General features: G+C 62.1%; 20 protein-coding genes. 6 read left to right on the forward strand and 14 right to left on the reverse strand.

The annotated features are described in order from the left end of the window. The first annotated feature begins 28 nt into the window (after window positions 1-28). From creB to creD, 3 genes are all read left to right on the forward strand, one after another. The gene (creB, locus tag L6D82_RS06330) at window positions 29-709 is read left to right on the forward strand and encodes a two-component system response regulator CreB (protein ID WP_085746625.1); all 681 of its coding nucleotides are present in this window, start codon (window positions 29-31) and stop codon (window positions 707-709) included. Next, entirely contained in the window at window positions 709-2,124 is a 1,416-nt protein-coding gene (gene creC, locus L6D82_RS06335) for a two-component system sensor histidine kinase CreC (protein WP_236188396.1), read from the forward strand. Before creB ends, creC begins: the two co-directional genes overlap by 1 nt. 82 nt (window positions 2,125-2,206) lie before the next feature. Next, window positions 2,207-3,577 carry a cell envelope integrity protein CreD gene (gene creD, locus L6D82_RS06340; RefSeq protein WP_236188398.1) on the forward strand — a complete coding sequence of 457 codons (1,371 nt, stop codon included), beginning with the start codon at window positions 2,207-2,209 and terminating at the stop codon, window positions 3,575-3,577. An 87-nt stretch (window positions 3,578-3,664) separates the two neighbouring features. Here creD and L6D82_RS06345 read toward each other — a convergent pair whose 3' ends face one another. From L6D82_RS06345 to L6D82_RS06380, 8 genes are all read right to left on the reverse strand, one after another. Further along, the gene (locus tag L6D82_RS06345) at window positions 3,665-4,294 is read right to left on the reverse strand and encodes a glutathione S-transferase (protein WP_102685718.1); all 630 of its coding nucleotides are present in this window, start codon (window positions 4,292-4,294) and stop codon (window positions 3,665-3,667) included. A gap of 64 nt (window positions 4,295-4,358) precedes the next feature. Beyond that, entirely contained in the window at window positions 4,359-4,538 is a 180-nt protein-coding gene (locus tag L6D82_RS06350; protein ID WP_085697754.1) for a hypothetical protein, read from the reverse strand. Continuing rightward, window positions 4,535-5,665, reverse strand: a complete 1,131-nt coding sequence (locus L6D82_RS06355; RefSeq protein WP_236188399.1) for a PepSY-associated TM helix domain-containing protein — start codon at window positions 5,663-5,665, stop codon at window positions 4,535-4,537. Before L6D82_RS06355 ends, L6D82_RS06350 begins: the two co-directional genes overlap by 4 nt. A gap of 74 nt (window positions 5,666-5,739) precedes the next feature. Continuing rightward, window positions 5,740-8,178, reverse strand: a complete 2,439-nt coding sequence (locus L6D82_RS06360; protein WP_102718888.1) for a TonB-dependent siderophore receptor — start codon at window positions 8,176-8,178, stop codon at window positions 5,740-5,742. Window positions 8,179-8,379: 201 nt separating this feature from the next. Then, on the reverse strand, window positions 8,380-9,351 hold the full coding sequence (locus L6D82_RS06365; protein WP_102718887.1) for a FecR domain-containing protein: 972 nt from the start codon (window positions 9,349-9,351) through the stop codon (window positions 8,380-8,382). Beyond that, window positions 9,348-9,866, reverse strand: a complete 519-nt coding sequence (locus L6D82_RS06370; protein ID WP_039768032.1) for an RNA polymerase sigma factor — start codon at window positions 9,864-9,866, stop codon at window positions 9,348-9,350. The genes L6D82_RS06365 and L6D82_RS06370 overlap by 4 nt, the downstream gene beginning before the upstream one ends. Window positions 9,867-9,976: 110 nt before the next feature. Then, a complete protein-coding gene (locus L6D82_RS06375; protein WP_102685713.1) occupies window positions 9,977-10,684 on the reverse strand; it encodes a 3'-5' exonuclease in 708 nt (235 codons plus the stop codon). Then, window positions 10,681-12,621, reverse strand: a complete 1,941-nt coding sequence (locus L6D82_RS06380) for a putative nucleotidyltransferase substrate binding domain-containing protein (RefSeq protein WP_102718885.1) — start codon at window positions 12,619-12,621, stop codon at window positions 10,681-10,683. Before L6D82_RS06380 ends, L6D82_RS06375 begins: the two co-directional genes overlap by 4 nt. Window positions 12,622-12,875: 254 nt before the next feature. Here L6D82_RS06380 and L6D82_RS06385 point away from each other — a divergent pair, with 254 nt between their 5' ends. Continuing rightward, window positions 12,876-13,322: a response regulator gene (locus tag L6D82_RS06385; RefSeq protein WP_102718884.1), complete on the forward strand. Its 447-nt coding sequence runs from the start codon at window positions 12,876-12,878 to the stop codon at window positions 13,320-13,322. Window positions 13,323-13,585: 263 nt separating this feature from the next. On the opposite strand, the gene L6D82_RS06390 is transcribed toward L6D82_RS06385, so the two are convergent. After that, window positions 13,586-15,763: a malate synthase G gene (locus L6D82_RS06390; RefSeq protein WP_102718013.1), complete on the reverse strand. Its 2,178-nt coding sequence runs from the start codon at window positions 15,761-15,763 to the stop codon at window positions 13,586-13,588. 454 nt (window positions 15,764-16,217) lie between these two features. Between L6D82_RS06390 and L6D82_RS06395 the strand changes: the two genes are divergently transcribed. Further along, on the forward strand, window positions 16,218-16,736 hold the full coding sequence (locus L6D82_RS06395) for a glycine cleavage system transcriptional repressor (protein WP_011336250.1): 519 nt from the start codon (window positions 16,218-16,220) through the stop codon (window positions 16,734-16,736). Between the two features lie 222 nt (window positions 16,737-16,958). Here L6D82_RS06395 and rarD read toward each other — a convergent pair whose 3' ends face one another. From rarD to L6D82_RS06420, 5 genes are all read right to left on the reverse strand, one after another. Beyond that, window positions 16,959-17,846 carry an EamA family transporter RarD gene (gene rarD, locus L6D82_RS06400; protein ID WP_007959831.1) on the reverse strand — a complete coding sequence of 296 codons (888 nt, stop codon included), beginning with the start codon at window positions 17,844-17,846 and terminating at the stop codon, window positions 16,959-16,961. A 66-nt stretch (window positions 17,847-17,912) separates the two neighbouring features. Beyond that, a complete protein-coding gene (locus L6D82_RS06405) occupies window positions 17,913-18,887 on the reverse strand; it encodes a serine/threonine protein kinase (RefSeq protein WP_085609068.1) in 975 nt (324 codons plus the stop codon). Between the two features lie 116 nt (window positions 18,888-19,003). Next, window positions 19,004-20,905 carry a PhoX family protein gene (locus tag L6D82_RS06410; protein WP_236188400.1) on the reverse strand — a complete coding sequence of 634 codons (1,902 nt, stop codon included), beginning with the start codon at window positions 20,903-20,905 and terminating at the stop codon, window positions 19,004-19,006. Between the two features lie 69 nt (window positions 20,906-20,974). Continuing rightward, complete coding sequence (locus tag L6D82_RS06415; protein WP_085746615.1) at window positions 20,975-21,739, reverse strand: TOBE domain-containing protein; 765 nt, start codon at window positions 21,737-21,739, stop codon at window positions 20,975-20,977. A 58-nt stretch (window positions 21,740-21,797) separates the two neighbouring features. Further along, a complete protein-coding gene (locus L6D82_RS06420; protein WP_102718012.1) occupies window positions 21,798-22,538 on the reverse strand; it encodes a ComF family protein in 741 nt (246 codons plus the stop codon). Window positions 22,539-22,629: 91 nt separating this feature from the next. Here L6D82_RS06420 and bioB point away from each other — a divergent pair, with 91 nt between their 5' ends. After that, window positions 22,630-23,685, forward strand: a complete 1,056-nt coding sequence (bioB, locus tag L6D82_RS06425; protein WP_011336244.1) for a biotin synthase BioB — start codon at window positions 22,630-22,632, stop codon at window positions 23,683-23,685. Window positions 23,686-23,799: the final 114 nt, after the last annotated feature.

Consider the following 23,799-nt stretch of genomic DNA (forward strand, 5'->3'; position numbering starts at 1 on the left):
GCGCACTTAACCCACAGGCTCGGACGCCATGCCTCATATCCTGATTGTCGAAGACGAAGCGGCGATTGCCGACACGCTGATTTTTGCCTTGCAGGGCGAGGGCTTCACCACGACCTGGCTGAGCCTGGGCGCGGCGGCGCTGGAGCATCAGCGCCAGAACCCGGCGGATCTGATCATCCTCGACATCGGCCTGCCGGACATCAGCGGCTTCGAGACCTGCAAACAGCTGCGTCGCTTCAGTGAAGTGCCGGTGCTGTTCCTCAGCGCGCGCAATGCCGAAATCGATCGCGTGGTGGGCCTGGAAATCGGCGCCGATGATTACGTGGTCAAGCCGTTCAGCCCGCGCGAAGTGGCGGCACGAGTCCGGGCGATTCTCAAGCGCATGGCGCCACGTCCGGTCATCGAAGCCTCCTCGGCGCTGTTCCGCGTCGATCCCGAACGCGTGCAGATCAGCTATCGCGGCCAACCCCTGAGCCTGACCCGCCACGAATTCCGTCTGCTGCAATGCCTGCTCGAACAACCCGAACGGGTGTTCAGCCGCGAGCAATTGCTCGATGCGCTGGGCGTGGCGGCGGATGCCGGTTACGAGCGCAGCATCGACAGCCACATCAAAAGCGTGCGCGCCAAATTACGTCTGGTGCGCGCCGAAGCCGAGCCGATCCAGACCCATCGCGGCCTTGGCTACAGCTACAGCCCGGGGCACAGCTGATGTCGCTGGGGCTGCGGATTTTCCTGGTGTATGTGCTGTTTATCGGCTTGACCGGTTATTTCGTGCTCAACACGGTGATGGAAGAAATCCGCCCCGGCGTGCGCCAGTCCACCGAAGAAACCCTGGTCGATACGGCCAACCTGATGGCGGAAATCCTGCGGGACGATTTCAAGGCCGGCACCCTCAACCAGAATCGCTGGCCGCAGCTGCTCCGCGCTTATGGCGAACGCCAGCCGAAGGCGACGATCTGGGGCCTGGCGAAAAACCAGGTCAACCACCGGATCTACGTTACCGACGCCAAGGGCATCGTAGTGCTGGACTCCAGCGGTGTTGCGGTCGGTCAGGACTACTCGCGCTGGAACGACGTCTACCTGACCCTGCGCGGTGAATACGGCGCACGTTCCAGCCGCAGTGACCCGAATGACCCGAACTCCTCGGTGATGCACGTCGGCGCGCCGATCCGCGACAACGGCGCGATCATCGGCGTGGTCACCGTGGCCAAGCCCAACAGTTCACTGCAACCCTACGTCGATCGCACCGAACGCCGTTTGCTCGGTTACGGCGCCGGATTGATCGGCCTCGGCCTGCTGCTCGGCGCCGTGCTGTCGTGGTGGCTGAGCCGCGCGTTGCACCGCTTGACCGTTTACGCCCAGGCCGTGAGCGAGGGCCGTCGGGTGGCGGTGCCGCGCTATCGCGGCGGCGAGCTGGAACAGTTGGCCACTGCCGTGGAACAGATGCGCACCCAGCTCGAAGGCAAGGCCTACGTCGAGCGTTATGTGCACACCCTGACCCATGAATTGAAGAGCCCGCTGGCAGCGATTCGCGGTGCCGCCGAGTTGTTGCAGGGCGAGATGCCGGCGGATCAGCGATTGCGCTTTGTCGGCAACATCGACAGTGAAAGTGCCCGGATGCAGCAGTTGATCGAACGTCTGCTGAACCTTGCCCAGGTCGAACAGCGGCAGGGTCTTGAGGAGCGTGTCGCCGTGCCGTTGGCGGCGCTGGTGAATGAGCTGCTTCAGGCACAGATGGCACGCATCGAAGGCCGGCAACTGCGTATCGAGCAAACCATCGCGGCGGATCTGGCGTTGATCGGCGAGCCATTTCTGCTGCGACAGGCGCTGGGCAATCTGCTGGAGAACGCACTGGATTTCACGCCGTCACACGGTCTGCTGCGCTTTGGTGCCGAGAGAATCGGCGAGCAGGTCGAGCTTCGCCTGTTCAACGAAACCACGCCGATTCCCGACTATGCCTTGCCCCGTTTGAGCGAGCGTTTCTACTCCTTGCCACGCCCGGACAGCGGACGTAAAAGCACCGGACTCGGGCTGAACTTCGTCGAGGAGGTGGTCAAGTTGCACGGTGGATCAATGCGCATCGGCAACGTTGAAGGTGGGGTGGAAGTCGTTCTGCAGTTGTAGTCTCCACACAAACTCCACATTCCTCCCATAAAACCCCCACATCCCCTTTGCAGACTCTGCCCATCGAAACAGGGAGAGTCCCATGAATAAAAGTCTGACGATAAAACTCGGGGCCATTGCCCTGCTGATCCTGGTATTGCTGGTGCCGCTGCTGATGATCGACGGCATCATCGACGATCGCCAGCAACTGCGTGACGGTGTGCTGGAAGACATTGCCAGAAGCTCAAGCTACAGCCAGCAACTCAGCGGGCCGGTGATGGTTGTGCCGTATCGCAAAGTGGTGCGCACCTGGAAAACCAAGGAGAAGAGCGACGAGCGCTACCAGGAAATCGGCGAAGAGCGCGGGCGCCTGTATTTTCTGCCGGAGCGTTTTGAACTCGACGGCCAGGTGCAGACCGAACTGCGCGCCCGTGGCATTTACGAGGCGCGGCTGTTCCATGCCGACAACCGCATCAGCGGGCAATTCACAGTGCCGGCGCAGTTGGGGATCAAGGAAGACTTTGTCGATTACACCTTCGATGCGCCGTTCCTGGCGGTCGGCATCAGTGATATTCGCGGTATCGAAAATGCGCTGAAGCTGGAGCTTGGCGCGCAACGCCTGGACTTCGTTCCGGGTACTCAGGTCGGCTGGCTGGGCGAGGGTGTGCGAGTGACGCTGCCGGCGCTGGACACCAGCAAGACCACGGAACTGGCCTTCGGCTTCGACCTGCGCCTGCAAGGCACCGGCTCGTTGCAGGTGCTGCCGGTGGGCAAGACCAGCCGCGTGAACCTCGCTGCCAACTGGCCGCACCCAAGCTTCATCGGTAACTTCCTGCCGGCCAAACGCGAGATCACCGATCAGGGTTTCACCGCCGACTGGCAGACCTCGTTTTTCTCCACCAATTTGCAGGAAGCGATGAGCCGTTGCGTGTCGGGCAATGATTGCGAGACGTTCAACGGGCGCAGTTTCGGCGTGAGCTTCATCGATCCGGTGGATCAGTACCTGAAGAGCGATCGGGCGATCAAATATGCGTTGTTGTTCATCGTCCTGACGTTCGCCGGTTTCTTCCTGTTCGAAGTACTGAAAAGCCTGGCAGTGCACCCGGTGCAATACGCGCTGGTAGGTGTGGCGCTGGCGTTCTTTTATCTGTTGCTGCTGTCGTTGTCGGAGCACATCGGTTTTGCCCTGGCGTATCTGTTGTCGGCCAGCGGTTGTGTGTTGTTGATCGGGTTCTACGTCTGCCATGTGCTGCGCAGCGTGCGGCATGGCTTGAGTTTTTCGGCGGGGCTGGCGGCGTTGTACGGTTTGCTCTACGGCTTGCTGAGCGCCGAGGATTACGCGCTGCTGATGGGCTCGCTGCTGCTGTTCGGTCTGCTGGGTGTGTTCATGGTGCTGACCCGCAATCTGGACTGGTACGGGATCGGGCAGAAACCGGCCAAACCGCTGGAGTTCGATATCGGAGCGGTGCAATGAGCCGGTTTGTGGGGTTGCGTGAGGAGCAGCGGGAGGCCGAAGTGTTGATGACGCTGATCTTTGCGTCGTTGCCTCCCGCCCGGTGCGTCAAGCCTTCGGCATCGTCGCAATCATCGACGGCCGCTGGCTCACTTCAAAGAACCAGTTGGCCAGTTGCGGGTTGGCGTCACGCCAGCCCAGATCCGGGAAGCGCAGATCCAGATAACCCAGCGCACAGGCCACGCTGATCGAAGCGACGTCGAAGTGGCAGGTCAGTTCGGCAATCGCGTCGCGCTCCAGCAGGGCGAGGGCGCGGCGGATCTTCTCGCGCTGGGCCTCGAGCCATTCGTCCCAGTGTTTTTCCGGGGCACGCAGCACTTGCTCGTAACGCACCATGACCGAGGCGTCCATGATCCCGTCGGCCATCGAGGCCAGGGTCAGGCGCCGCCAGCGGGCCGCGCCGTCGCGAGGGATCAGCGGGTTGCCGACGTGCTGGTGGTCGAGGTAATCGAGGATCACCCGGCTGTCATGGATGACATTGCCGTCGGCCAGGCGCAGGGCCGGGATCTTGCCCAGCGGGTTGTCTGCGTTGAGCGCGGCGTCCGGGCTGACAGGGCTGAGTACGCAGTCCTGCAGCGCGACGCGATCCTGCTGGCCGGTCTCGTGCAGCAGCACCATGACTTTGCGCACGAACGGGGACAGGGTGTTGTGAAACAGGGTCATGCTGGGAGCGGACATTGGCAGGGTCTCGGTCAAGGGCAAGACGGGCAGCATAGCGCGTTGCCCGTCAGGCTCAAGCCGTTCAGCGACGTTGCAGCAGTCCACGCAGGGCAATGGCGGCCGGAACGCCCAGACCAATCCAGCTCAAGCCATCCCAGATCCCGTCGCCCAGCAGCGCGGCGAACAGGCCCGCCGCACTCAGCAGCGCGATCACCAGCGGTGTGCTGAAGACCTTCCAGAAATTCGACTGACGCGGCTTCATGCAGAGGCCTCCGCCGGTTCCAGTACCGGTTTCGCGGCCTTGCGCCTTACCACCCACAAGTACACGCCGCTGGCGAGGACGATGATGGTCAGCACGTCCAGCGTGGCCCAGAGGATTTTCATCGGCATGCCGCCGTAGTCACCGAAGTGCAGCGGCTGAGACATGCCCATGGCGTCCATGTACCACGGTCGTTCTGCCACCGCCGTGACCTGCAGGGTGCTGGCGTCGATCAGCACCGGGGTCAGCAGGTGCGAGGTCAGGTGGGTGCCGCCCTTCATGAACACCGAGTAATGGTGCTCGCTGGAGAAACGGGTGCCGGGGAAGGCGATGAAGTCCGGTTTCATCCCCGGTGTGACGCTGCCGGCGATGTCCAGCACCCGGGTGGCCGGGGCCAGTTGCGTCAGCGGCGGGGCATCGCGATAGGGCGCGATCATGGCGTTGAGCGAATCGCTGCGCCAGGCGGCGATGATCAGGTCGGCACAGGCGCTGATCACTCCCGTAACGCCGACCACCAGCGCCCAGGTCAGGGTGACCACACCGATCAGGTTATGCAGGTCGAGCCAGCGCAGGCGGGTGGATTTGTCCAGGCGCACGGTGCCGAACTTCAAGCGGCGCATGAACGGCAGGTACAACACCGTGCCGGACACGATCGCGACCACGAACAGCAAACCCATGAACGCCAGCAGCAACTTGCCCGGCAGGTCGGCGAACATGTCGACGTGCAGACGCAGGATGAACAGCATCAGGCCACCGTTGGCCGAAGGCATTTCCAGGGCTTCGCCGGTGCGCGCATCGAGCATGAAGGTGTGCGAGGAGTTGGGCTCGGTGCCGGCGGTCTTGGCCATGATCGTCAGCACGGCATTCGGTTCGTCGTCTTCGAAGCCGAAGTACTGCACGACTTCACCGGGCCGATGCTTCTCCGCCGCTTCGACCAGTTGCGCCAGGTTCAGATGCGGCGTATCCGCCGGCATCACCCGCAACTCGGGCGCATCGCCCAGCAGGTGGTCGATCTCGTGATGGAAAATCAGCGGCAGGCCGGTCAGGGCCAGCAGCAGCAAAAACACGGTGCAGATCAGGCTGGTCCAAGTGTGGACGAAGGACCAGCGGCGAATTGTTTTACTTTTCATTTCATGACCTTCAAAAACACCAAAGCCGTCCACGAGGGACGGCCTGGTTGCAGGGCCTGTTTCAGCTCAGGCGCTTACCACTTGTAGGTGGCGCTGGCGATGACGCTGCGCTGGTCGCCGTAGTAGCAGTAGAAACCGTCGCAGGTGGAAATGTAGTCCTTGTCGAACAGGTTGGTCGCGTTGAGTGCCAGCGACGCCCCTTTGAGGCTGTTGTCCAGACGGCCGAGGTCGTAATGCACGGCGGCGTCAAACACGGTGTAGGCGTCCGCCTTGCCCAGCCAGGTGTTGGCCTTGTCGCCGTAGGTGTTGCCGGTGTAGCGCACGCCGCCGCCGATGCCGAAGCCGTCGAGCACGCCGCTGTGCCAGGTGTAATCGGTCCACAGCGAGGCTTGCTGGTTCGGCATCAGTTGCAGACGGTTGCCCTTGTCGACGCCTTTCTGCACTTCGGACTTGGCCAGGGTGTAGGCGGCGATGACTTTCAGGTTGTCGGTAACGTCGGAGACGGCTTCCAGCTCCAGGCCTTTGACTTTCACTTCGCCGGTCTGGCTGGTGATGGTCACGTTGTTGACGATGGAGTTGACCGAGACGTTCTTCTGGGTCAGGTCATACACCGCTGCGCTGAGCAGGGTCTTGCTGCCCGGTGGCTGGTACTTGATGCCCAGTTCCCATTGCTTGCCCTCGGTCGGTTTGAACGAGTCGGTGGCAGTGGCATCGGCGCCGCTGGTTGGCTGGAAGGATTCGGCGTACGACAGGTACGGCACGAAACCCGAGTCGAACACGTAGCTGATCGCCGCGTTACCGCTGAACGCCTTGTCACGCTGGGTGTTGGTGGCGTCGCCCTTGTTGAAGAACTTGGTGCTGGTGTGCACCCAGTCTTCACGACCGCCCAGGGTCAGACGCCATTGGTCCAGGGCCATCTGGTCCTGCACGTAGAGGCCGCTCTGGTAGGTTTTCTGGTTGTAGTCATAGAACGCCGAGGAACGCGGTGGACGAATGATCGTCTGGCCGTAGACCGGGTTATTGACGTTGATGTCCGGTGCGGAGCCGAAGATCGAGGTGTAGTTGTCGTTGCTGCGCTGGTGATCGAGACCGAGCAATAGGGTGTGACGGATATCGCCGGTGGCGAAGTCCGCCTGGAAGTTGTTGTCCACGGCGAACTGGCTGATGTCCTCATCGACGTTGGTGGTGCCGCGGCCGACATTACCCTGATCATCGACGGTGAAGCCGGCGAAGGATGGGTTGTAGCTGTTGACGGTCACCGTCTGGAACGACAGATCAGACTTGGTGTAACGCAGATTCTGTTTGAACTGCCACACGTCGTTGATGCGATGTTCGAAGGCATAGCCGAGCGCGTAGTAGGTACGGTCGTAGAAGTCGTAGTCAGGATCGCCCAGGTTCTTGTGATGGGAAATCTTGCCGAACGGCATGTCGATCTTGGTGCCCTGAATCGGGTAGAACTGGCTGGTGACACCGGTATCGTCGCGGGTGAACTGCGAGAGCAAGGTCAGCTTGGTGTCTTCGTCGATGTTCCAGGTCAGGCTCGGGGCGATGTTGTAGCGCTTGTTTTCGATGTGGTCGATCTGCGTGTCGCTGTCACGCACCACGCCGCTGATGCCATACAAAAACTGACCCGCTTCATCGATCTTGCCGGTGCTGGCGAAGTTGATCTGGCGGTGATTGTCGCTGCCGTACTGCAACTGGATTTCGCTGCTTTGCACATCGCTCGGGCGACGGCTGACCATGTCCAGCAGGCCGCCCGGCGGGGTCTGGCCGTACACCGAAGAAGCCGGGCCGCGCAGCAGGGCGAGGCGATCGAGGTTCCAGGTTTCCGGTTTCGGGTTGGCGTAGATGCCGCGTGGCAACGGCAGGCCGTCGAGGAATTGGGTCGGTTCGAAACCGCGCACGCGCAGCCAGTCGATACGGGTGTCGCTGCCGTAGCTGCTGGCGGTGATGCCAGGCATGTAGCGCACGGCGTCATCGAGGCTGTGCACGCCACGGTCGTCCATTTGCTGGCGAGTGGCGACCGAAATCGAACGCGGCGCTTCGACCAGCGCGGTGTCGGTCTTGGTGCCGGCGGCGGTGCGGGTGGCGGTGTAGCCTTCGACCGGGCCCCAGGCGCTTTCATAGTTTTCCACGCCGATCACCGAAGTTTCCGGCAGGGCCATCACGCCTTCCGGTACGGCGACCAGGGTGTAAGTGCCGGCGCTGCTCTGTTCCAGTTGCAGACCGGTGCCACGCAGGGCCGCGCGCAGGGCGCCGGCCGCGTCATATTGGCCGTTGACCGGCGCCGAAGTCTTGCCCGCCGCCAGCGACGGGTTCAGCGACAGCGTGAGGCCGCCCTGGCTGGCGATCTGGTTCAGGGTGGTCGACAACGGAGCCGCCGGCAGGTTGTAGGCGCGTACGCTCGACGCCTGTTCAGCGGCGATCAGTTGGCTGCTGGCCAGCGGGGTGCAGAGGGCAATGGCGACCGCCAGCAAACTGGGGCGCAACAAGGTGTCTAGCGAACGGGACATACGGCGGCTCCTGAATGGAAATATTTCTCAATTGCCTGTGTGCCGGACGAGATTCGAAAAGTGATAGGGCTGGATGAAAATAATTTCGATTAACGAACGACATCGCTGCACAAGTCAGCGGAAAGTCCGTTTTCATGGGGTGTGATGGGTGTTTCTGTCGCGACCTGCTCGTGACAGCGATTGCTCAGGAAGCGCTGAATGTCAGGGCTTCGGATCAGCCTTGGCCACGGTCACCCACCATGGCGTGTGCTGTTCGATCTGCACCGGCAGGGTCGGCAGCAGGGCGTTCAGCGCCTTGTCGGTGTCGTGCAGCGGGAAGCTGCCGGTGATGCGCAGGTCGGCGACTTCCGGCGCAATGCCCAGATGGCCGCGACGATAGCGACCGAGTTCATGCACCAGGTCTTCCAGGCGCGCGTTGTCCACCACCAGCATGCCGCGGGTCCAGGCATCGGCGCCGGGGTTGAGCGCCACTACCGAATCCAGACCGTTGTGGCGGATCAGCACTTGCTGGCCTTCGCGCAGGATCTGTTCCTGCGGATCGGATTGCGGATGCGCCGCCACCGCTGATTGCAGCACGCTAAGGCGCGTGCCGGCGTCTTCGCGCTTGACCAGGAACCGCGTACCCAGGGCGCGCATGCTGCCCTCGGCGGTTTCGACGATGAACGGCCGCGCATCGCCGTGACCGGTTTCGACGAGGATTTCGCCTTCCTGCAACACGATCAGCCGTTGCTTCTCATCGAAGCGGACATCCACCGCGCTGTGGGTATTGAGGTTGAGCACGGTGCCGTCGGCCAGGCGCACGGTGCGCTGTTCGCCGGTGGCGGTGCGTTGATCGGCGAGCCAGTAATCCAGCGGCAGATAACGTTCGCCGGCAAACAGCGCCAGACCGACCACCGCCACGACACTGGCCAGCCCGCTGCCCAGCTTGCGCACGCGGCGGCGGATGCCTTCGCGCGATTGCAGCAATGCGGTGCGTGCCGGGCCGTTGGCCACGCTGAAACGCTGGTCGAGCATGCCCAACTGGCGCCAGGCGCGAGCGTGTTCTTCGTTGGCCGCGTGCCATTTGGCGAACTCTTCGCGCTCCAGCGGCGTGCTGGAATCGAGGGTCAATTGCCAGGCAATCGCCGCGTCCAGCACATGGGCCGGGACCGGTCGGGAACTGGCCGGGCTCATGTCGGCTCACCGTACAGTGCGATGTAGCACTGGCGGATGCCCTGGGCCAGGTACTGGCGCACGCGCGGGACAGACACGCCGAGTTTGTCGGCGATCTCGGCGTGGGTCAGGCCGTCGAGGCGGTTATAGAGGAAAGCGGCGCGGGCCTTGGTCGACAGCTTGCCGAGCATGCGGTCAATGGCCTTGAGGTCTTCGAGGATCAGTTGCTGTTCTTCGACCGAGGGCTGTTCGCCCTCGGGGATCAGCATCAGCTCGGTCAAATACGCCTGTTCCAGCGCCGCCCGACGGAAGTAGTCGAACAACAAGCCTTTGGCGATCGCCACCAGAAACGCCCGGGGTTCGCGCGGTGTCAGCAGTTCGTCGCGGCCGAGCAGGCGGACGAAGGTGTCCTGGCTCAGGTCTTCGGCGCGTTGCGGGCATGCCACGTTGCGGCGTAGCCAGGCCAGCAGCCAGCCGCGGTGGTCGCGATACAACGCACCGACGAGCTCACTGTGAGGGCTTTGGGCTGAAGACACGACGACACCGACTGGGAAGTGTTAACTAACGAGAATTGTTCGCGATTGTGGCAGAGGTGGGAATGGTTAGCAATTGGCCACCGGTCGGGTTGTCGGGCGACAACCCGGATTCAGAACGAATGCGTCTGCTGGCGGCGTTTCCACTGACTCAAGCGTTGCTGCAGATTCAGCGGGCTCTGGATCTGCTGCTGGCGTGCCCGGCTGAACAGGATCAGCGCCAGTTCCGCCGTGGCCAGAGCATCGGCGCTCGCGTGGTGGCGTTCGAACACTTCGAGCTTGAACCAGTCGATCCACTCGTCCAGCCCCGCTTCGCGAATGTGCGCCTGCGGGCAAACCAGCGGGGCGATCTGCGCCACATCGAGAAACACCGTCTGCAACTTGTGCCCGAGATGTTCCTTCAGTGCGCGGCCGAGCATGTGCTGGTCGAACGAAGCGTGAAACGCCAGCACCGGACTGTCGCCGATAAACTCCAGCAGCTCGACCAGCGCTTCCGTGGGCTCGCTGCCGGCGGCAATCGCGCTCGGGGCCAAGCCGTGAATCAACACGCTCGGACCGAGTTTCAACTCGTGACATTGCAGGGTGCGTTCGAACTGCTGACTGAAGTCGATCGCACCGTCCTCGATCGCCACCGCACCAATCGACAGCACCCGATCCTTGTTCAGGTTCAGCCCGGTGGTTTCCAGATCCAGTACCACCCAACGCTGTTCGCGGAGGCTGCATTCACGCAGCTCACCGATGGCCGGCAGTTTCGCCAGGCGCTGTTGCAGATCGTCCGGCACGACGGGACTGGCCGGACGCAGCCACGAAAACAGGCTCATAGCTGATACCGCAGGGTCAGGCTGCTTTGCAGGCGCTGGGCCTGGCGCAGGGATTCACGCAGGATGCGCCGGTCCAGATGATTGAGGCTGTCGGGATCGACCCGGTTCGAGTACGGCAGGTTTTCCCGGGTCTGCAGTTGATGCTGTTGCATGCGCGTCTGCTGGATGAAGTGATAAGCCTCTTCGTACGCGGCGCCATCCAGCCGGTCGATGACTTCTTTATCCACAAGCTGGCGGAAGCGTTCGAGGGTGTTGTTGGCGTCGATGCCATGGGCCAGCGCCAGCAGGCGGGCACCGTCGACAAACGGGGTCAGGCCCTGAATTTTCAGGTCCAGCGTGGCTTTCTCGCCGTTCTTTTTCGTCAGCACGAACTCACGGAAACGCCCCACTGGCGGGCGGTTGCGCAAGGCGTTCTCGGCCATCATCCGTTGGAACAGTCGGTTATCAGCGACCTGATCGAGAATTCCCCGGCGCAATTGCTCGCAACCCTGTTCATCACCCCAGACCACGCGCAGGTCGAAATAGATGCTTGAGCCCAACAGGTTCTCCGGCGTCGCCTCGCGAATGAACGCGGCAAAGCGTCGGGCCCATTCGGCGCGGGACAGACACAGCTGCGGATTACCGGCCATGACGTTGCCCTTGCACAGGGTGAAGCCGCATTGCGCCAGGCTGTTATTGATCTGCTGGGCGATGGGCAGCAGCTTGCCGCGAATCTCCGCCGCGTGGGCCGCATCCCGCGCGTCGAACAGAATGCCGTTGTCCTGATCGGTGTGCAGCGTCTGCTCGCGCCGGCCTTCGCTGCCGAAGCACAGCCAGCTGAATGGCACACCAGGATCGCCTTTTTCGGCGAGGGTCAGTTCGATCACCCGGCACACGGTGTGATCGTTAAGCAGGGTGATGATGTGGGTGATCTGGGTCGACGAGGCGCCGTGAGCGAGCATGCGCTCCACCAGTTGACCGATCTCGCCGCGCAGGGTCACCAGTTGTTCGACCCGCTGGGCGCTGCGGATGGTGCGCGCCAAATGCACCAGATCGACCCGTTGCAGCGAGAACAGATCCCGCTCGGAAACCACGCCGCACAGGCGTCGATCCTTGACCAGACACACGTGGGCGATATGCCGTTCGGTCATGGCAATCGCGGCGTCGAAGGCGCTGTGATCCGGCGACAGATGGAACGGCGAGTGCGTCATGTGCCGTTCGATCGGCTCGCTGAAATCGCCAACCCCTTCAGCCACTACATGGCGCAGGTCGCGCAGGGTGAAAATCCCCAGCGGCGCCTTGTGTTCGTCCACCGCGACGATGCTGCCGACCTGTTGTTCGTGCATCAGCTTCACCGCTTCGCGCAGTGGGGTGGAAGGGCTGCAGGTCACCGGATGGCGCATGGCCAATTCGCCGAGACGGGTGTTCAGCGAATACTGGGTGCCGAGGGTTTCCACGGCTTTCTGCTGGACTTGCTGATTGACCTGATCGAGCAGGCTGCTGACCCCGCGCAGGGCGAAATCGCGGAAGGTGCTAGAGAGGGCGAACAGCTTGATGAACGCCAGTTTGTTCAGTTGCAGGCAGAAGGTGTCTTCACCGGCCAGATGCTCGGTGCGGGTCGCCCGTTCGCCGAGCAGCGCGGCGAGGGGAAAACACTCGCCGGTGGTAATTTCAAACGTGGTTTCGGTGCCGCCCTTGGCCGTGTGCGGACGCTCGCCGACCACCCGGCCCTGCTTGACGATGTAGAAGTGTTCGACCGGCCCGTCGGCGGGTTTGATGATGCTTTCGCCCTGACCGTAGAAGCGCAGCTGGCATTGCTCCACCAGATAGGCCAGATGGGCGTGTTCCATTTGATTGAAAGGGGGGAAGCGCTGGAGGAATTGCAAAGTGCCCTGAATGTTCTGCAACACCGCGGTTTTCCCTGCCTGGGTGAAGGCGTCCGCTTTACTCATAACCATTACCGCAGTCTTTTTCGAATTGTTGTTGTCGGATCGTTGCAGCCATGGTCGGCCCCATCGCGCGGGGTGCCCATTGGACGTAAGTCTAGGTTGGGCATGCCGTTGGGTAGTTTTCGGATATGCCCTACAAAATCAGTCGGAAATTCTTCGGTTCGCCCCTTGGAAAAAAATCCGACGAAGTGCACATTGAAGCTCTGCCCAGCGATGTCTGACCACTGTGCCAGGGGATCGATTTTGAAAACGTAGAGAACGCCATGTCCGACCACGATATTTTGAGCGACGCCGAGCGGGAAGCGCTCAGCGCTGTGATGCTCGAACCCGATCTGCCACCGCAGCGTGTATTGATCGTCGATGACGACAAGGACGCCCGGGAGCTGTTGTCGGAAATTCTCGGGTTGGATGGCATTCGTTGCATGACCGCCGCCAGCGGCGAAACCGCGCTGAAAATGCTCGCGGAAAAACCTTTGATCGGGCTGGTAATCACCGACCTGCGGATGGGCAATGTCGATGGCCTGGAGCTGATCCGCCAAGTGCGCGAGTCAGTGCGGGCGGCAATGCCGATCATCATCGTTTCGGGCGATGCCGACGTGAAGGACGCGATTGCGGCGATGCATTTGAGCGTGGTGGATTTTTTGCTCAAGCCGATTGATACCGCCAAATTGCTTGGACTGGTCAAGCATGAGCTGGGCATCGAGCCTTAACGCCAAAGCCCCCTCACCCTAACCCTCTCCCGAAGGGAGAGGGGACTGACCGAGGTGAATGTTAGAGATACGCCGACCTGAAATATTGAGTCGAACTCAGGTTCTGAAAAGCCCCTTATTTGCTCCCTTTCCCCCTCTACCCCTTGGGGAGAGGGTTGGGGTGAGGGGGCGATCCAAAGCCCTTCACCAATCTCAAATTCACGAGCACAAAAAAAGCCCTGATCAAAAGATCAGGGCTTTTTCATGTCTGGCATCAGCGCAGGTTACAGGCCGTTGGCAGCCTTGAACTCGCGACGACGACGGTGCAGGACCGGCTCGGTATAGCCGTTCGGCTGTTTGGTGCCCTCGATCACCAGTTCGACCGCCGCCTGGAAGGCGATGTTGCTGTCGAAGTTCGGGGCCAGCGGACGGTACAGCGGGTCGTTGGCGTTCTGACGGTCAACCACCGGCGCCATGCGCTTGAGGCTTTCCATCACTTGCGCTTCGGTCACCACGCCGTGGCGCAGCCAGTTGGCGATGTGCTGGCTGGAAATACGCAGCGTCGCACGGTCTTCCATCAGGCCGACGTCATTGATGTCCGGCACTTTCGAGCAACCCACGCCCTGGTCGATCCAGCGCACCACGTAACCGAGAATGCCCTGGGCGTTGTTGTCCAGTTCGTTCTTGATCTGCTCCGGGGTCCAGTTCGGGTTGACCGCCAGCGGGATGGTCAGGATGTCATCGACCGAAGCGCGGGCACGTTTGGCCAGCTCGGCCTGACGGGCGAACACGTCGACCTTGTGGTAGTGCAGCGCGTGCAGCGCAGCGGCGGTCGGCGACGGAACCCAGGCAGTGTTGGCGCCGGCCAGCGGGTGAGCGATTTTCTGTTCGAGCATCGCCGCCATCAGGTCGGGCATCGCCCACATGCCTTTACCGATTTGCGCACGACCTTGCAGGCCGGTGCTCAGACCGATATCGACGTTCCAGTTCTCGTAGGCGCCGATCCATTTCTCGGCCTTCATGTCAGCCTTGCGCACCATCGGGCCGGCTTCCATGGAGGTGTGGATTTCGTCGCCGGTGCGGTCGAGGAAACCGGTGTTGATGAACACCACGCGCTCGCTGGCCGCCTGGATGCAGGCCTTGAGGTTGACCGTGGTACGGCGTTCCTCGTCCATGATCCCGACTTTCAGGGTGTTGCGCTTGAGGCCCAGCACGTCTTCGATGCGACCGAACAGCTCGTTGGTGAACGCCGCTTCTTCCGGGCCGTGCATCTTCGGTTTGACGATGTAGACGGAACCGGTGCGGGTGTTCTTGCGCGAAGTGTTGCCGTTCAGGTTGTGCATCGCCGCGAGGCAAGTCACCAGACCGTCGAGGATGCCTTCCGGCACTTCGTTGCCGTGCTTGTCGAGGATCGCGTCGATGGTCATCAGGTGACCGACGTTACGCACGAACAACAGCGAGCGGCCGTGCAGGGTCAGCTCGCTGCCGTCGACCTTGGTGTAGGTGCGATCCGGGTTCATGGTGCGGGTAAAGGTCTGGCCGCCCTTGGGAACGGATTCCGCCAGGTCGCCCTTCATCAGGCCGAGCCAGTTGCGGTAGATCACAACCTTGTCGTCGGCATCGACAGCCGCCACCGAGTCTTCGCAGTCCATGATGGTGGTCAGCGCTGCTTCCATCAGGATGTCTTTGACGCCGGCGGCATCGGTCTGGCCAACCGGGGTGCTGGCATCGATCTGGATTTCGAAATGCAGGCCGTTGTTCTTCAGCAGGATCGCGATCGGCGCATTGGCGTCGCCCTGGAAGCCGATCAACTGAGCTTCGTTGCGCAGGCCGCTGGTGCTGCCGCCCTTGAGGGTGACCACCAGTTTGCCGTCAGCGATCTTGTAGCCGGTGGAATCGACGTGGGAGCCGGTCGCCAATGGCGCGGCTTCGTCGAGGAACGCACGGGCGAAGGCGATGACTTTGTCGCCACGCACCTTGTTGTAGCCTTTGCCTTTTTCCGCGCCGCCGGCTTCGCTGATGGCGTCGGTGCCGTACAGGGCGTCGTACAGCGAACCCCAGCGGGCGTTCGAGGCGTTGAGGGCGAAGCGGGCGTTCATCACCGGAACCACGAGTTGCGGGCCGGCGGTACGGGCGATTTCGTCATCGACATTTTGCGTCGTTGCCTGGAAATCAGCCGCTTCTGGCAGCAGATAACCGATCTCTTGCAGGAAGGCTTTATAGGCCACGGCGTCGTGCGGCTGACCGGCACGGCTCTGGTGCCAGCCATCGATACGAGCCTGGAAGTCATCGCGTTTGGCGAGTAGGGCTTTGTTCTTTGGCGCCAGGTCGTGAATGACCTTGTCGGCACCTTCCCAGAATTTGTCGGCGGTGAGGCCGGTACCGGGAATGGCTTCGTTGTTCACGAAGTCGAACAGGACTTTGGCGACCTGCAGGCCACCGACTTGAACGTGTTCAGTCATTGCTTGCCTCACTCTGCTCAGCTATTTCGCTTTTCAGCTCTTCAATTTAACAATGAAGCCTCTGGCCACTTAAACCACAAACCCCTCGACCAGTACATGCCATCGCTGGCGGCTGGGCTGGGACCAATCAACGGCTTGGGGGCCTTGCTGACGGGGCTTTCAGGGTTGCGAACGTGCCTTGGGCAGACATCGATCCAACGTTATGTAGTGCGCGCTGCGGCATACTACATGATGAGTTGCGGTTGTGAAAATCAGACTAATTACGTCGTTCTGCGACCCCATGACGCATTGCGGTCACGGCGCGGAACGGGATGTTCTCAAAAAACCAATGGATTGTTCCAGTTAAATATAAAAAGTTGTACACGATTTGTGATTTCGAGCGTCTGAGGCGTCTGTCGAACGCTTGCCTATACTTGCTTTTCTATAACAAAAGTCATGACAAGAGGGCTGCGCCATGGATCACCTCGTACTCACCGTCTTCGCACCGGACAAGCCCGGGCAGGTCGAGCGCATCGCCCAATGTATCGCCGAACACGGCGGCAACTGGCTGGAAAGCCGCATGTCACGCATGGCAGGGCAGTTCGCCGGGATCCTGCGGGTCGGCGTGCCGGCGGAGGCTTACGACGAATTAGTCGATGCCCTACAAGCTTTGTCGGCTCAGGGGATTCGCGTGCTGGTGGCCGAAAGCGGTATCGAGCAGGCCTGCACCTGGAAGCCGATCGCCATGGAGCTGGTGGGCAATGATCGTCCGGGCATCGTGCGTGACATCACCCGGTTGCTGAGCGAGCAGGGCGTAAACCTGGAGCGGCTGGTGACCGAGGTGCGCCCGGCACCGATGAGCAGCGAGCCGCTGTTCCACGCCGAGGCGATTCTGGCGGTGCCGCTGACCCTGTCGCTGGACGTGCTGCAATCGCGCCTGGAAACCCTGGCCGATGACTTGATGGTGGAATTGGTGCTGCGCACCGACCTGTGAAGAGGGATCGGTTATCCAGTTTAAACGTGCACCTGCCTGTGGATAACCTGTAGAGACTGACCGCCAGGCCACGTCCGCCGTGGCTTGGCGAAGATTGATCAAAAAAACGCCAGCATTCAGTGACTTGCGCACAAACGGCGGGGATCACGCTGTGGATAACCTTGGGAAGGAACGATACAGGCCACGAGAACCGTGGCCTGTGGAGGTTTGTGCGTTTTTTGATCAGCTGCGCCGGCGCAGGCTCAGCCACGCATCGACGCTGTAGACCGCCAGACCGGCCCAGATAAACATGAAGGCGATCAGCGTGCTGGACGACAAGTGCTCGCCGAACAGCAACACGGCTTGCAGCAGCACCAAAGTAGGCGCCAGGTATTGCAGGAAACCGAGGGTGGTGTAGGGCAGATGCCGCGCCGCCGCGTTGAAGCAGACCAGCGGCACCAGCGTCACCGGACCGGCCGCCACCAGCCACCAGGCTTCGGAAGTGGTCCAGAACTCGGCCTGGGCACTGGTTGCGGTCGGATTGAACAACAGCCACGCGAGAGCGATCGGCACCAGCATCCAGGTCTCCACCACCAGCCCCGGCAACGCCTTGACCGGCGCCTGCTTGCGGATCAGCCCGTAGAAACCGAAGGTCAGCGCCAGCACCAGCGACACCCACGGCAGGCTGCCGACCTGCCACACCTGCTGCGCCACGCCGACCGCCGCCAGACCGACCGCCAGCCACTGCATGCGCCGCAGGCGTTCGCCAAGGATCAGCATGCCCAGCAGCACATTCACCAGCGGGTTGATGTAGTAACCGAGGCTCGCTTCCAGCATCCGGCCGTTATTCACCGACCAGACGTAGGTCAGCCAGTTGGCCGCGATCAAGGTGCCGCTGAGCGCAAGAATCGCCAAGCGTTTCGGGTTGTCGCGCAGCTCCTGCCACCAGCCGGGATGCTTCCACACCATCAACAGCAGCGCGCCGAACAGCGCCGACCACAGCACCCGGTGGATGATGATTTCCACCGCCGGCACTTCGGCGATGGCTTTGAAGTAGAGCGGGAACAGTCCCCAGATAATGTAGGCGCTAAGGCCCAGAATGTACCCGCGACGCGGGTTGGCGGCTTGCATGCAGAATCCTTGCTTAGGCAGCTAACAAAGCAGCGATTGTACGGGCAGTTGTATAGACGTGTCGTGTCAGAAAAGCTTCAACGGCTCTTCGTTCAGCGCCGACAGTTGCTCACGCAACGCCAGCACCTGATCGCCCCAGTACCGCTCGCTGCCGAACCACGGAAAGCTGCGGGGGAACGCCGGATCGTCCCAGCGTCGGGCCAGCCACGCGCTGTAATGCATCAGGCGCAGGGCGCGCAGCGGTTCGATCAGCGCCAGTTCACGCGGGTCGAAGTCATGGAATTCGTTGTAGCCGTCCATCAATTCCGACAACTGTCCCAGACAATCCTGACGATCGCCGGCGAGCATCATCCAGATGTCCTGTACCGCCGGCCCCATGCGGCAGTCGTCGAGGTCGACGATGTGGAACATCTCGTCGCGGCACATCATGTTGCCGGGGTGGCAATCGCCGTGCATGCGGATGTTCTGGTGCGGCGTGTTGGCGTAGACGTCTTCCACACGCTTGAGCAGGTCGCGGGCGACGGACTCGTAGGCCGGCAGCAGGCTTTTCGGTATGAAGTTGCCTTCCAGCAAAGTGGTCAGCGAGTCATGGCCGAAGTTCTTCACCGCCAGTGCTTCGCGGTGTTCGAACGGTTTGGTGCCGCCGACCGCGTGCATGCGCCCGAGCAGCTGGCCGAGGCGATACAACTGGTCGAGATTGCCCGGCTCCGGCGCCCGGCCACCACGACGGGGAAACAGGGTGAAACGAAAACCGGCGTGTTCGTGCAGGGTTTCACCGTTGTGGATCAACGGCGCCACCACCGGGATTTCGACGTCGGCCAGTTCGAAGGTGAACTGGTGTTCTTCCAGGATTGCTTCGTTGGTCCAGCGCTGCGGGCGATAGAACTTGGCGATCAGCGGTTCCGAGTCTTCGATGCCGACCTGATAGACGCGGTTTTCATAACTGTTGAGCGCCAGAATGCGCGCGTCGCTCAGGAAGCCGATGCTTTCGACGGCATCGAGCACGAGGTCTGGGGTGAGGGTTTCAAACGGGTGGGCCATGCTGACTCCTGCGCGCAGCAGGCTGCCGCGTCCGGCTCAGCATGGTAGCGCAGACGGGCTGTCTTGAGTGGGATCGTTCCCGCGCAGCGCACGGGAACGATCAGAGCGTCGCCCGATCAGGCGCCGACGATCCCGCCATCCTCACGGGTAATCGCCATCACCGATGACCGCGGCTTGCCGTTCGGCAAATGCTCGGGGAAGGTCGAACCGCCGTTCTCGCCCGGGTGCTGAATCCCGACGAACAGGGTTTTCTGATCCGGCGAGAAACTGATCCCGGTGACTTCACAGCCGATCGGCCCGACCATGAACCGGCGAATCTCACCGGTCGCAGGATCGGCGCAGAGCATCTGGTTGTTGCCCATCCCGGCGAAATCACCAGCGTTGCTCGAATCGCCGTCGGTGAGAATCCACAACCGTCCGGCCTTGTCGAAACCGAGGCCGTCGGGGCTGTTGAACATGTTCTGCGGCGTGATATTCGACGAACCACCCTTCGGCGTACCGGCATGGACGCCCGGGTTGCCGGCGACCACGAACAGATCCCAGGCGAAGTTCTTCGCCGCGTGATCGTCGCGGTCGGTGCGCCAGCGCAGGATTTGTCCGTAGACGTTCTTCTCGCGCGGGTTCGGCCCGCCCACCGGTTGCCCGTCTTCGCCGCGCTTGGCGTTGTTGGTCAGGGTGCAATAAACCTGGCCGTCTTTCGGGCTGACCACGATCCATTCCGGGCGGTCCATGCGCGTGGCGCCGACCACACTGGCGGCGAGACGCGCGTGAATCAGCACTTCGGCCTGATCGGCGAAACCGCTGCTGGCGTCGATGCCGTTCTTGCCGTGGGTCAGTTCGATCCACTGGCCCTGGCCCTTCGGATGGTCCGGGTTGCCGTCGCCGGCATCGAACTTGGCCACGTACAGCGTGCCGTGATCGAGGATGTCGCGGTTGGCTTTGGCGTTGCGGTGGTTGATCTTGTCGCGGCTGACGAATTTGTAGATGAACTCGCCGCGTTCGTCGTCGCCCATGTACACCACGGCGCGACCGTCGTCGGTCTCGGCCAGTGCGGCGTTTTCATGTTTGAAGCGGCCCAGCGCGGTGCGTTTGACCGGCGTCGATTGCGGGTCGAACGGATCGATCTCCACGACCCAGCCGTGACGGTTGAGCTCGTTGGGGTTCTTCGCCATGTCGAAGCGCGGATCGAACGGATGCCAGTTGATCTCGCGGCTGGCGGCCGACACGCCGTAGCGCTTCTGCGCCGGGTCGAACTGTTGCTGGGCGTTGCTGCTGCCGAAGCAGTCGGTGAAGTTCTCTTCGCAGGTCAGATAAGTGCCCCACGGCGTCTTGCCGTTGGCGCAGTTCTGGAAGGTGCCGAGAACTTTCTTGCCGTGCTTGTCGGCGCTGGTTTTCATCAGCTCGTGGCCGGCAGCCGGGCCGCTGAGGCGGATCGGCGTGTTGCCGTGGATGCGCCGGTTGTAGCGCGAGCCCTGGACGAACTGCCACTGGCCGTTCTTGCGCTGCACCTCAATCACCGACACGCCTTCGCAGGCCAGGGCCTTGCGCACGTCCTCGGCCGATTGCGGCATGCCGCCGTGCGGATAGAGGTAGCGGTAGTTGGTGTATTCGTTGTTGATCGCCATCAACGCACGGTTTTTCTCGCCCGGGAATTCAAACAGGCTCATCCCGTCGTTGTTGTCGCCAAACTGCACTTCCTGCGCAGCCGCTGTGCCGTTGCCGCTCGGGTCGAAGGCCGGGCCGTTCTTGTGCAGCGGTTGACCCCAGCTGATCAGCACCGACGACTTGTAGCCCTTGGGCAGGCTGATGGTGTCGGTGGTGGCCGCCGGAATGCTGTCGAAGCCGAGCAGACGGCTGTTGCCGGCGCTGACACTGGCGGCCAGCACGCTGCGGCTCAGCAGGTTGCCGCCGAGGAACATCGCCGCGCCGCACAGCGCGCCGGCGCTGATGAAACCGCGACGGCTCAGGCCGACCATTTTTTCCAGGTCTGTGGATTGGTTTTCTTCTAATAGGCTCACATCAGGCTCCCTGCATGGTTTTGGCAGCCACCTTAATGCGGGTCGATGACGCTTTCGTTGCAGCGCTGTTTAGAGCGGTGTTCCGAGCAGCACATTGGACGGGGAAAACTGCACCTGCACCGCTTGCTCGACCGTCAGGCCACGGGTGCGCAAGTCCAGCGGTTCGGCCAGCGCACACAAGGTCTGGCCGTTGGGCAGGGCGATGCGCACTTCGCTCGGGCCGTCCTCGGCGTCGAGAATCGCATCGATCCGACCGCTCAAAAGGTTGTGGCCGACGGCAGGCGTGGCCTCTGGCGCGAGCAGTTCGAGCCAGCCGGCCTTGATCAGCGCCACCACTTCGGTGCCCGGTTGCAGCTCCAGATGCACGGTGCTGTCGTGGGTGATCTGCGCGTCGATCGACAGACCTTCGGCGAGTTCGAGGCGGATCAGGTCGTTGCGGCCCTGACCTTCGATCAGCACGACTTTGCCGTGCAGTTGATTGCGCGCGCTGGTCCTGAGCATCAGCCGACCGAGCAGGTCCAGATCGCTGGCGTCCTCGGCCGCTTCCAGCACCTGGGCCTGCAAGGCTTGCAGCTTTTGATAGAGGCGCAGCACCCGCTCGCCCTCGCTCGACAGTTTGGCGCCACCGCCACCCTTGCCGCCGACCGCGCGCTCGACCAGAGGCTTTTGCGCGAGGTTGTTCAGCTCATCGATGGCATCCCACGCCGCCTTGTAACTCAGACCGGCGCTTTTTGCGGCGCGGGTGATCGAACCCTGTTCGGCAATGTGTTGCAGCAAGGCGATGCGCTGCGGACGGCGGACGATGTGCTGGGACAACAGAGAGGGCAGGGACATGGCGGACGCTTTGTGCTGAAGGGTTGAGGGAGGACGTTGGCGGCTCGGGACGTATCCGTCAAGCCGCGTCGCCGGGTTTTGGCGTGCGGGCCAGGCAGTACACATCCACCCGCGCGGCGCCGGCGTCCATCAGCAAACGGGCCAGTGCCTGAGCGGTGGCGCCGGTGGTCAGCACGTCGTCGACCAGGGCCAGGTGCCGGCCTTTCATCTTTGCATCGGGGCTCAAGGCGAAGGCGTGACGCAGATTGCGTTTACGCGCCTTGGCGTTCAGGGCCTGCTGGGCGTCGGTATCCTGCACGCGCAAAAGGCTGTGTTCCTCGCAAGGCAGGTCGAGTGACTTGCCCAGCCACTGCGCCAGCATCGCCGCTTGATTGAAGCCGCGCTGGCGCAGGCGTTTTGGTGCGAGCGGCACTGGCAGCAATGCGTCCGGGCGAGGCAGGTCTTCTTCGAAGCGATGTTGCAGGAACTCGCCGAGAACGTCGGCGAGCAAGTGGCCAAGCGGCCATTTGGCGTTGTGCTTGAAGCGGGTGATCAGCGTGTCCACCGGAAAGCTGTAAGTCCATGGCACGGCCACCTGTTCAAAGGCCGGTGGATCGTTCAGGCAGCCCCCACAGGTCAGGCCGCCAGCTGGCAAGGGCAGGGCGCAGGTCAGGCATTGATCGCCCAGCCACGGCAGATCGGTTTCGCAGGCGGTGCAGATCGGGATTTGCGCGTCTGCCGGTTCATCGCACAATAAACAGTTCTGTTTGTTTTTTAACCAGATGTAAACCGGCCTTTCGTAGTGTGGTTGACAGCGCATGGCTCTTCCTTAAATATGCCGAACATCCGTGTCGTGCCTGTGGGTATTCCGTTTCCCCAGGCGCCAGCCAAGCATAACTAAGGAAACGCCCATGAGCGCCAGCACCACTGCCACCCTGCGTCACGACTGGACTTTGGCCGAAGTCAAAGCACTCTTCGTTCAGCCATTCAACGACTTGCTGTTCCAGGCGCAGACGGTGCACCGCGCGCATTTCGACGCCAACCGCGTCCAGGTTTCCACCCTGCTGTCGATCAAGACCGGTGCCTGCCCGGAAGATTGCAAATATTGTCCGCAGTCCGGTCACTACAACACCGGGCTGGAAAAAGAAAAGCTGATGGAAGTGCAGAAGGTCCTCGAAGAGGCTGCCCGCGCCAAGGCCATCGGTTCGACCCGTTTCTGCATGGGCGCGGCGTGGAAGCACCCGTCGGCCAAGGACATGCCGTACGTGCTGAAGATGGTCGAAGGCGTGAAGGCCATGGGCCTGGAAACCTGCATGACCCTCGGTCGTCTCGATCAGGATCAGACCGAAGCGCTGGCCAAGGCCGGGCTCGACTACTACAACCACAACCTCGACACCTCGCCGGAGTTCTACGGCAGCATCATCACCACCCGCACCTATGCCGAGCGTCTGCAGACCCTGGCCTACGTGCGCGACGCGGGGATGAAGATCTGCTCCGGCGGCATCCTCGGCATGGGCGAGTCCCTCGATGACCGCGCCAACCTGCTGATCCAGCTGGCCAACCTGCCGGAGCATCCGGAGTCGGTGCCGATCAACATGCTGGTGAAAGTCGCCGGTACGCCGCTGGAAAATGCCGACGACGTCGATCCGTTCGACTTCATCCGCATGCTCGCCGTGGCGCGCATCCTCATGCCGCAATCCCACGTGCGCCTGTCTGCCGGCCGCGAAGCGATGAACGAGCAGATGCAGGCCCTGGCGTTCTTCGCCGGCGCCAACTCGATCTTCTACGGCGACAAACTGCTGACCACCGCCAACCCGCAGGCCGACAAGGACATGCAGCTGTTCGCACGTCTGGGCATTCAGCCGGAAGCCCGCGAAGAGCATGCCGACGAAGTCCACCAGGCCGCCATCGAGCAGGCGCTGGTGGAGCAGAAGAGCAGCGAGCAGTTCTACAACGCGGCGGTCTGAAACTCGCCCCGATTTGCTGAAGGAACACTCCCCTGTGGGAGCTGGCTTGCCAGCGATAGCGGACTGACAGTCGACACTGATGTTGAATGTGGCGCCGCCATCGCTGGCAAGCCA

The sequence above is a fragment of the Pseudomonas paraglycinae genome (assembly GCF_021601625.1).
In the GTDB taxonomy this organism is placed as follows: domain Bacteria; phylum Pseudomonadota; class Gammaproteobacteria; order Pseudomonadales; family Pseudomonadaceae; genus Aquipseudomonas; species Aquipseudomonas paraglycinae.

Bases quoted from the DNA above. Each gene is read 5' to 3' on its own strand.
- creB (WP_085746625.1), top strand. From the start codon at position 29: ATGCCTCATATCCTGATTGTCGAAGACGAAGCGGCGATTGCCGACACG.
- creC (WP_236188396.1), top strand. From the start codon at position 709: ATGTCGCTGGGGCTGCGGATTTTCCTGGTGTATGTGCTGTTTATCGGC.
- creD (WP_236188398.1), top strand. From the start codon at position 2,207: ATGAATAAAAGTCTGACGATAAAACTCGGGGCCATTGCCCTGCTGATC.
- L6D82_RS06345 (WP_102685718.1), bottom strand. From the start codon at position 4,294: ATGTCCGCTCCCAGCATGACCCTGTTTCACAACACCCTGTCCCCGTTC.
- L6D82_RS06350 (WP_085697754.1), bottom strand. From the start codon at position 4,538: ATGAAGCCGCGTCAGTCGAATTTCTGGAAGGTCTTCAGCACACCGCTG.
- L6D82_RS06355 (WP_236188399.1), bottom strand. From the start codon at position 5,665: ATGAAAAGTAAAACAATTCGCCGCTGGTCCTTCGTCCACACTTGGACC.
- L6D82_RS06360 (WP_102718888.1), bottom strand. From the start codon at position 8,178: ATGTCCCGTTCGCTAGACACCTTGTTGCGCCCCAGTTTGCTGGCGGTC.
- L6D82_RS06365 (WP_102718887.1), bottom strand. From the start codon at position 9,351: ATGAGCCCGGCCAGTTCCCGACCGGTCCCGGCCCATGTGCTGGACGCG.
- L6D82_RS06375 (WP_102685713.1), bottom strand. From the start codon at position 10,684: ATGAGCCTGTTTTCGTGGCTGCGTCCGGCCAGTCCCGTCGTGCCGGAC.
- L6D82_RS06380 (WP_102718885.1), bottom strand. From the start codon at position 12,621: ATGGTTATGAGTAAAGCGGACGCCTTCACCCAGGCAGGGAAAACCGCG.
- L6D82_RS06385 (WP_102718884.1), top strand. From the start codon at position 12,876: ATGTCCGACCACGATATTTTGAGCGACGCCGAGCGGGAAGCGCTCAGC.
- L6D82_RS06390 (WP_102718013.1), bottom strand. From the start codon at position 15,763: ATGACTGAACACGTTCAAGTCGGTGGCCTGCAGGTCGCCAAAGTCCTG.
- L6D82_RS06395 (WP_011336250.1), top strand. From the start codon at position 16,218: ATGGATCACCTCGTACTCACCGTCTTCGCACCGGACAAGCCCGGGCAG.
- rarD (WP_007959831.1), bottom strand. From the start codon at position 17,846: ATGCAAGCCGCCAACCCGCGTCGCGGGTACATTCTGGGCCTTAGCGCC.
- L6D82_RS06405 (WP_085609068.1), bottom strand. From the start codon at position 18,887: ATGGCCCACCCGTTTGAAACCCTCACCCCAGACCTCGTGCTCGATGCC.
- L6D82_RS06415 (WP_085746615.1), bottom strand. From the start codon at position 21,739: ATGTCCCTGCCCTCTCTGTTGTCCCAGCACATCGTCCGCCGTCCGCAG.
- L6D82_RS06420 (WP_102718012.1), bottom strand. From the start codon at position 22,538: ATGCGCTGTCAACCACACTACGAAAGGCCGGTTTACATCTGGTTAAAA.
- bioB (WP_011336244.1), top strand. From the start codon at position 22,630: ATGAGCGCCAGCACCACTGCCACCCTGCGTCACGACTGGACTTTGGCC.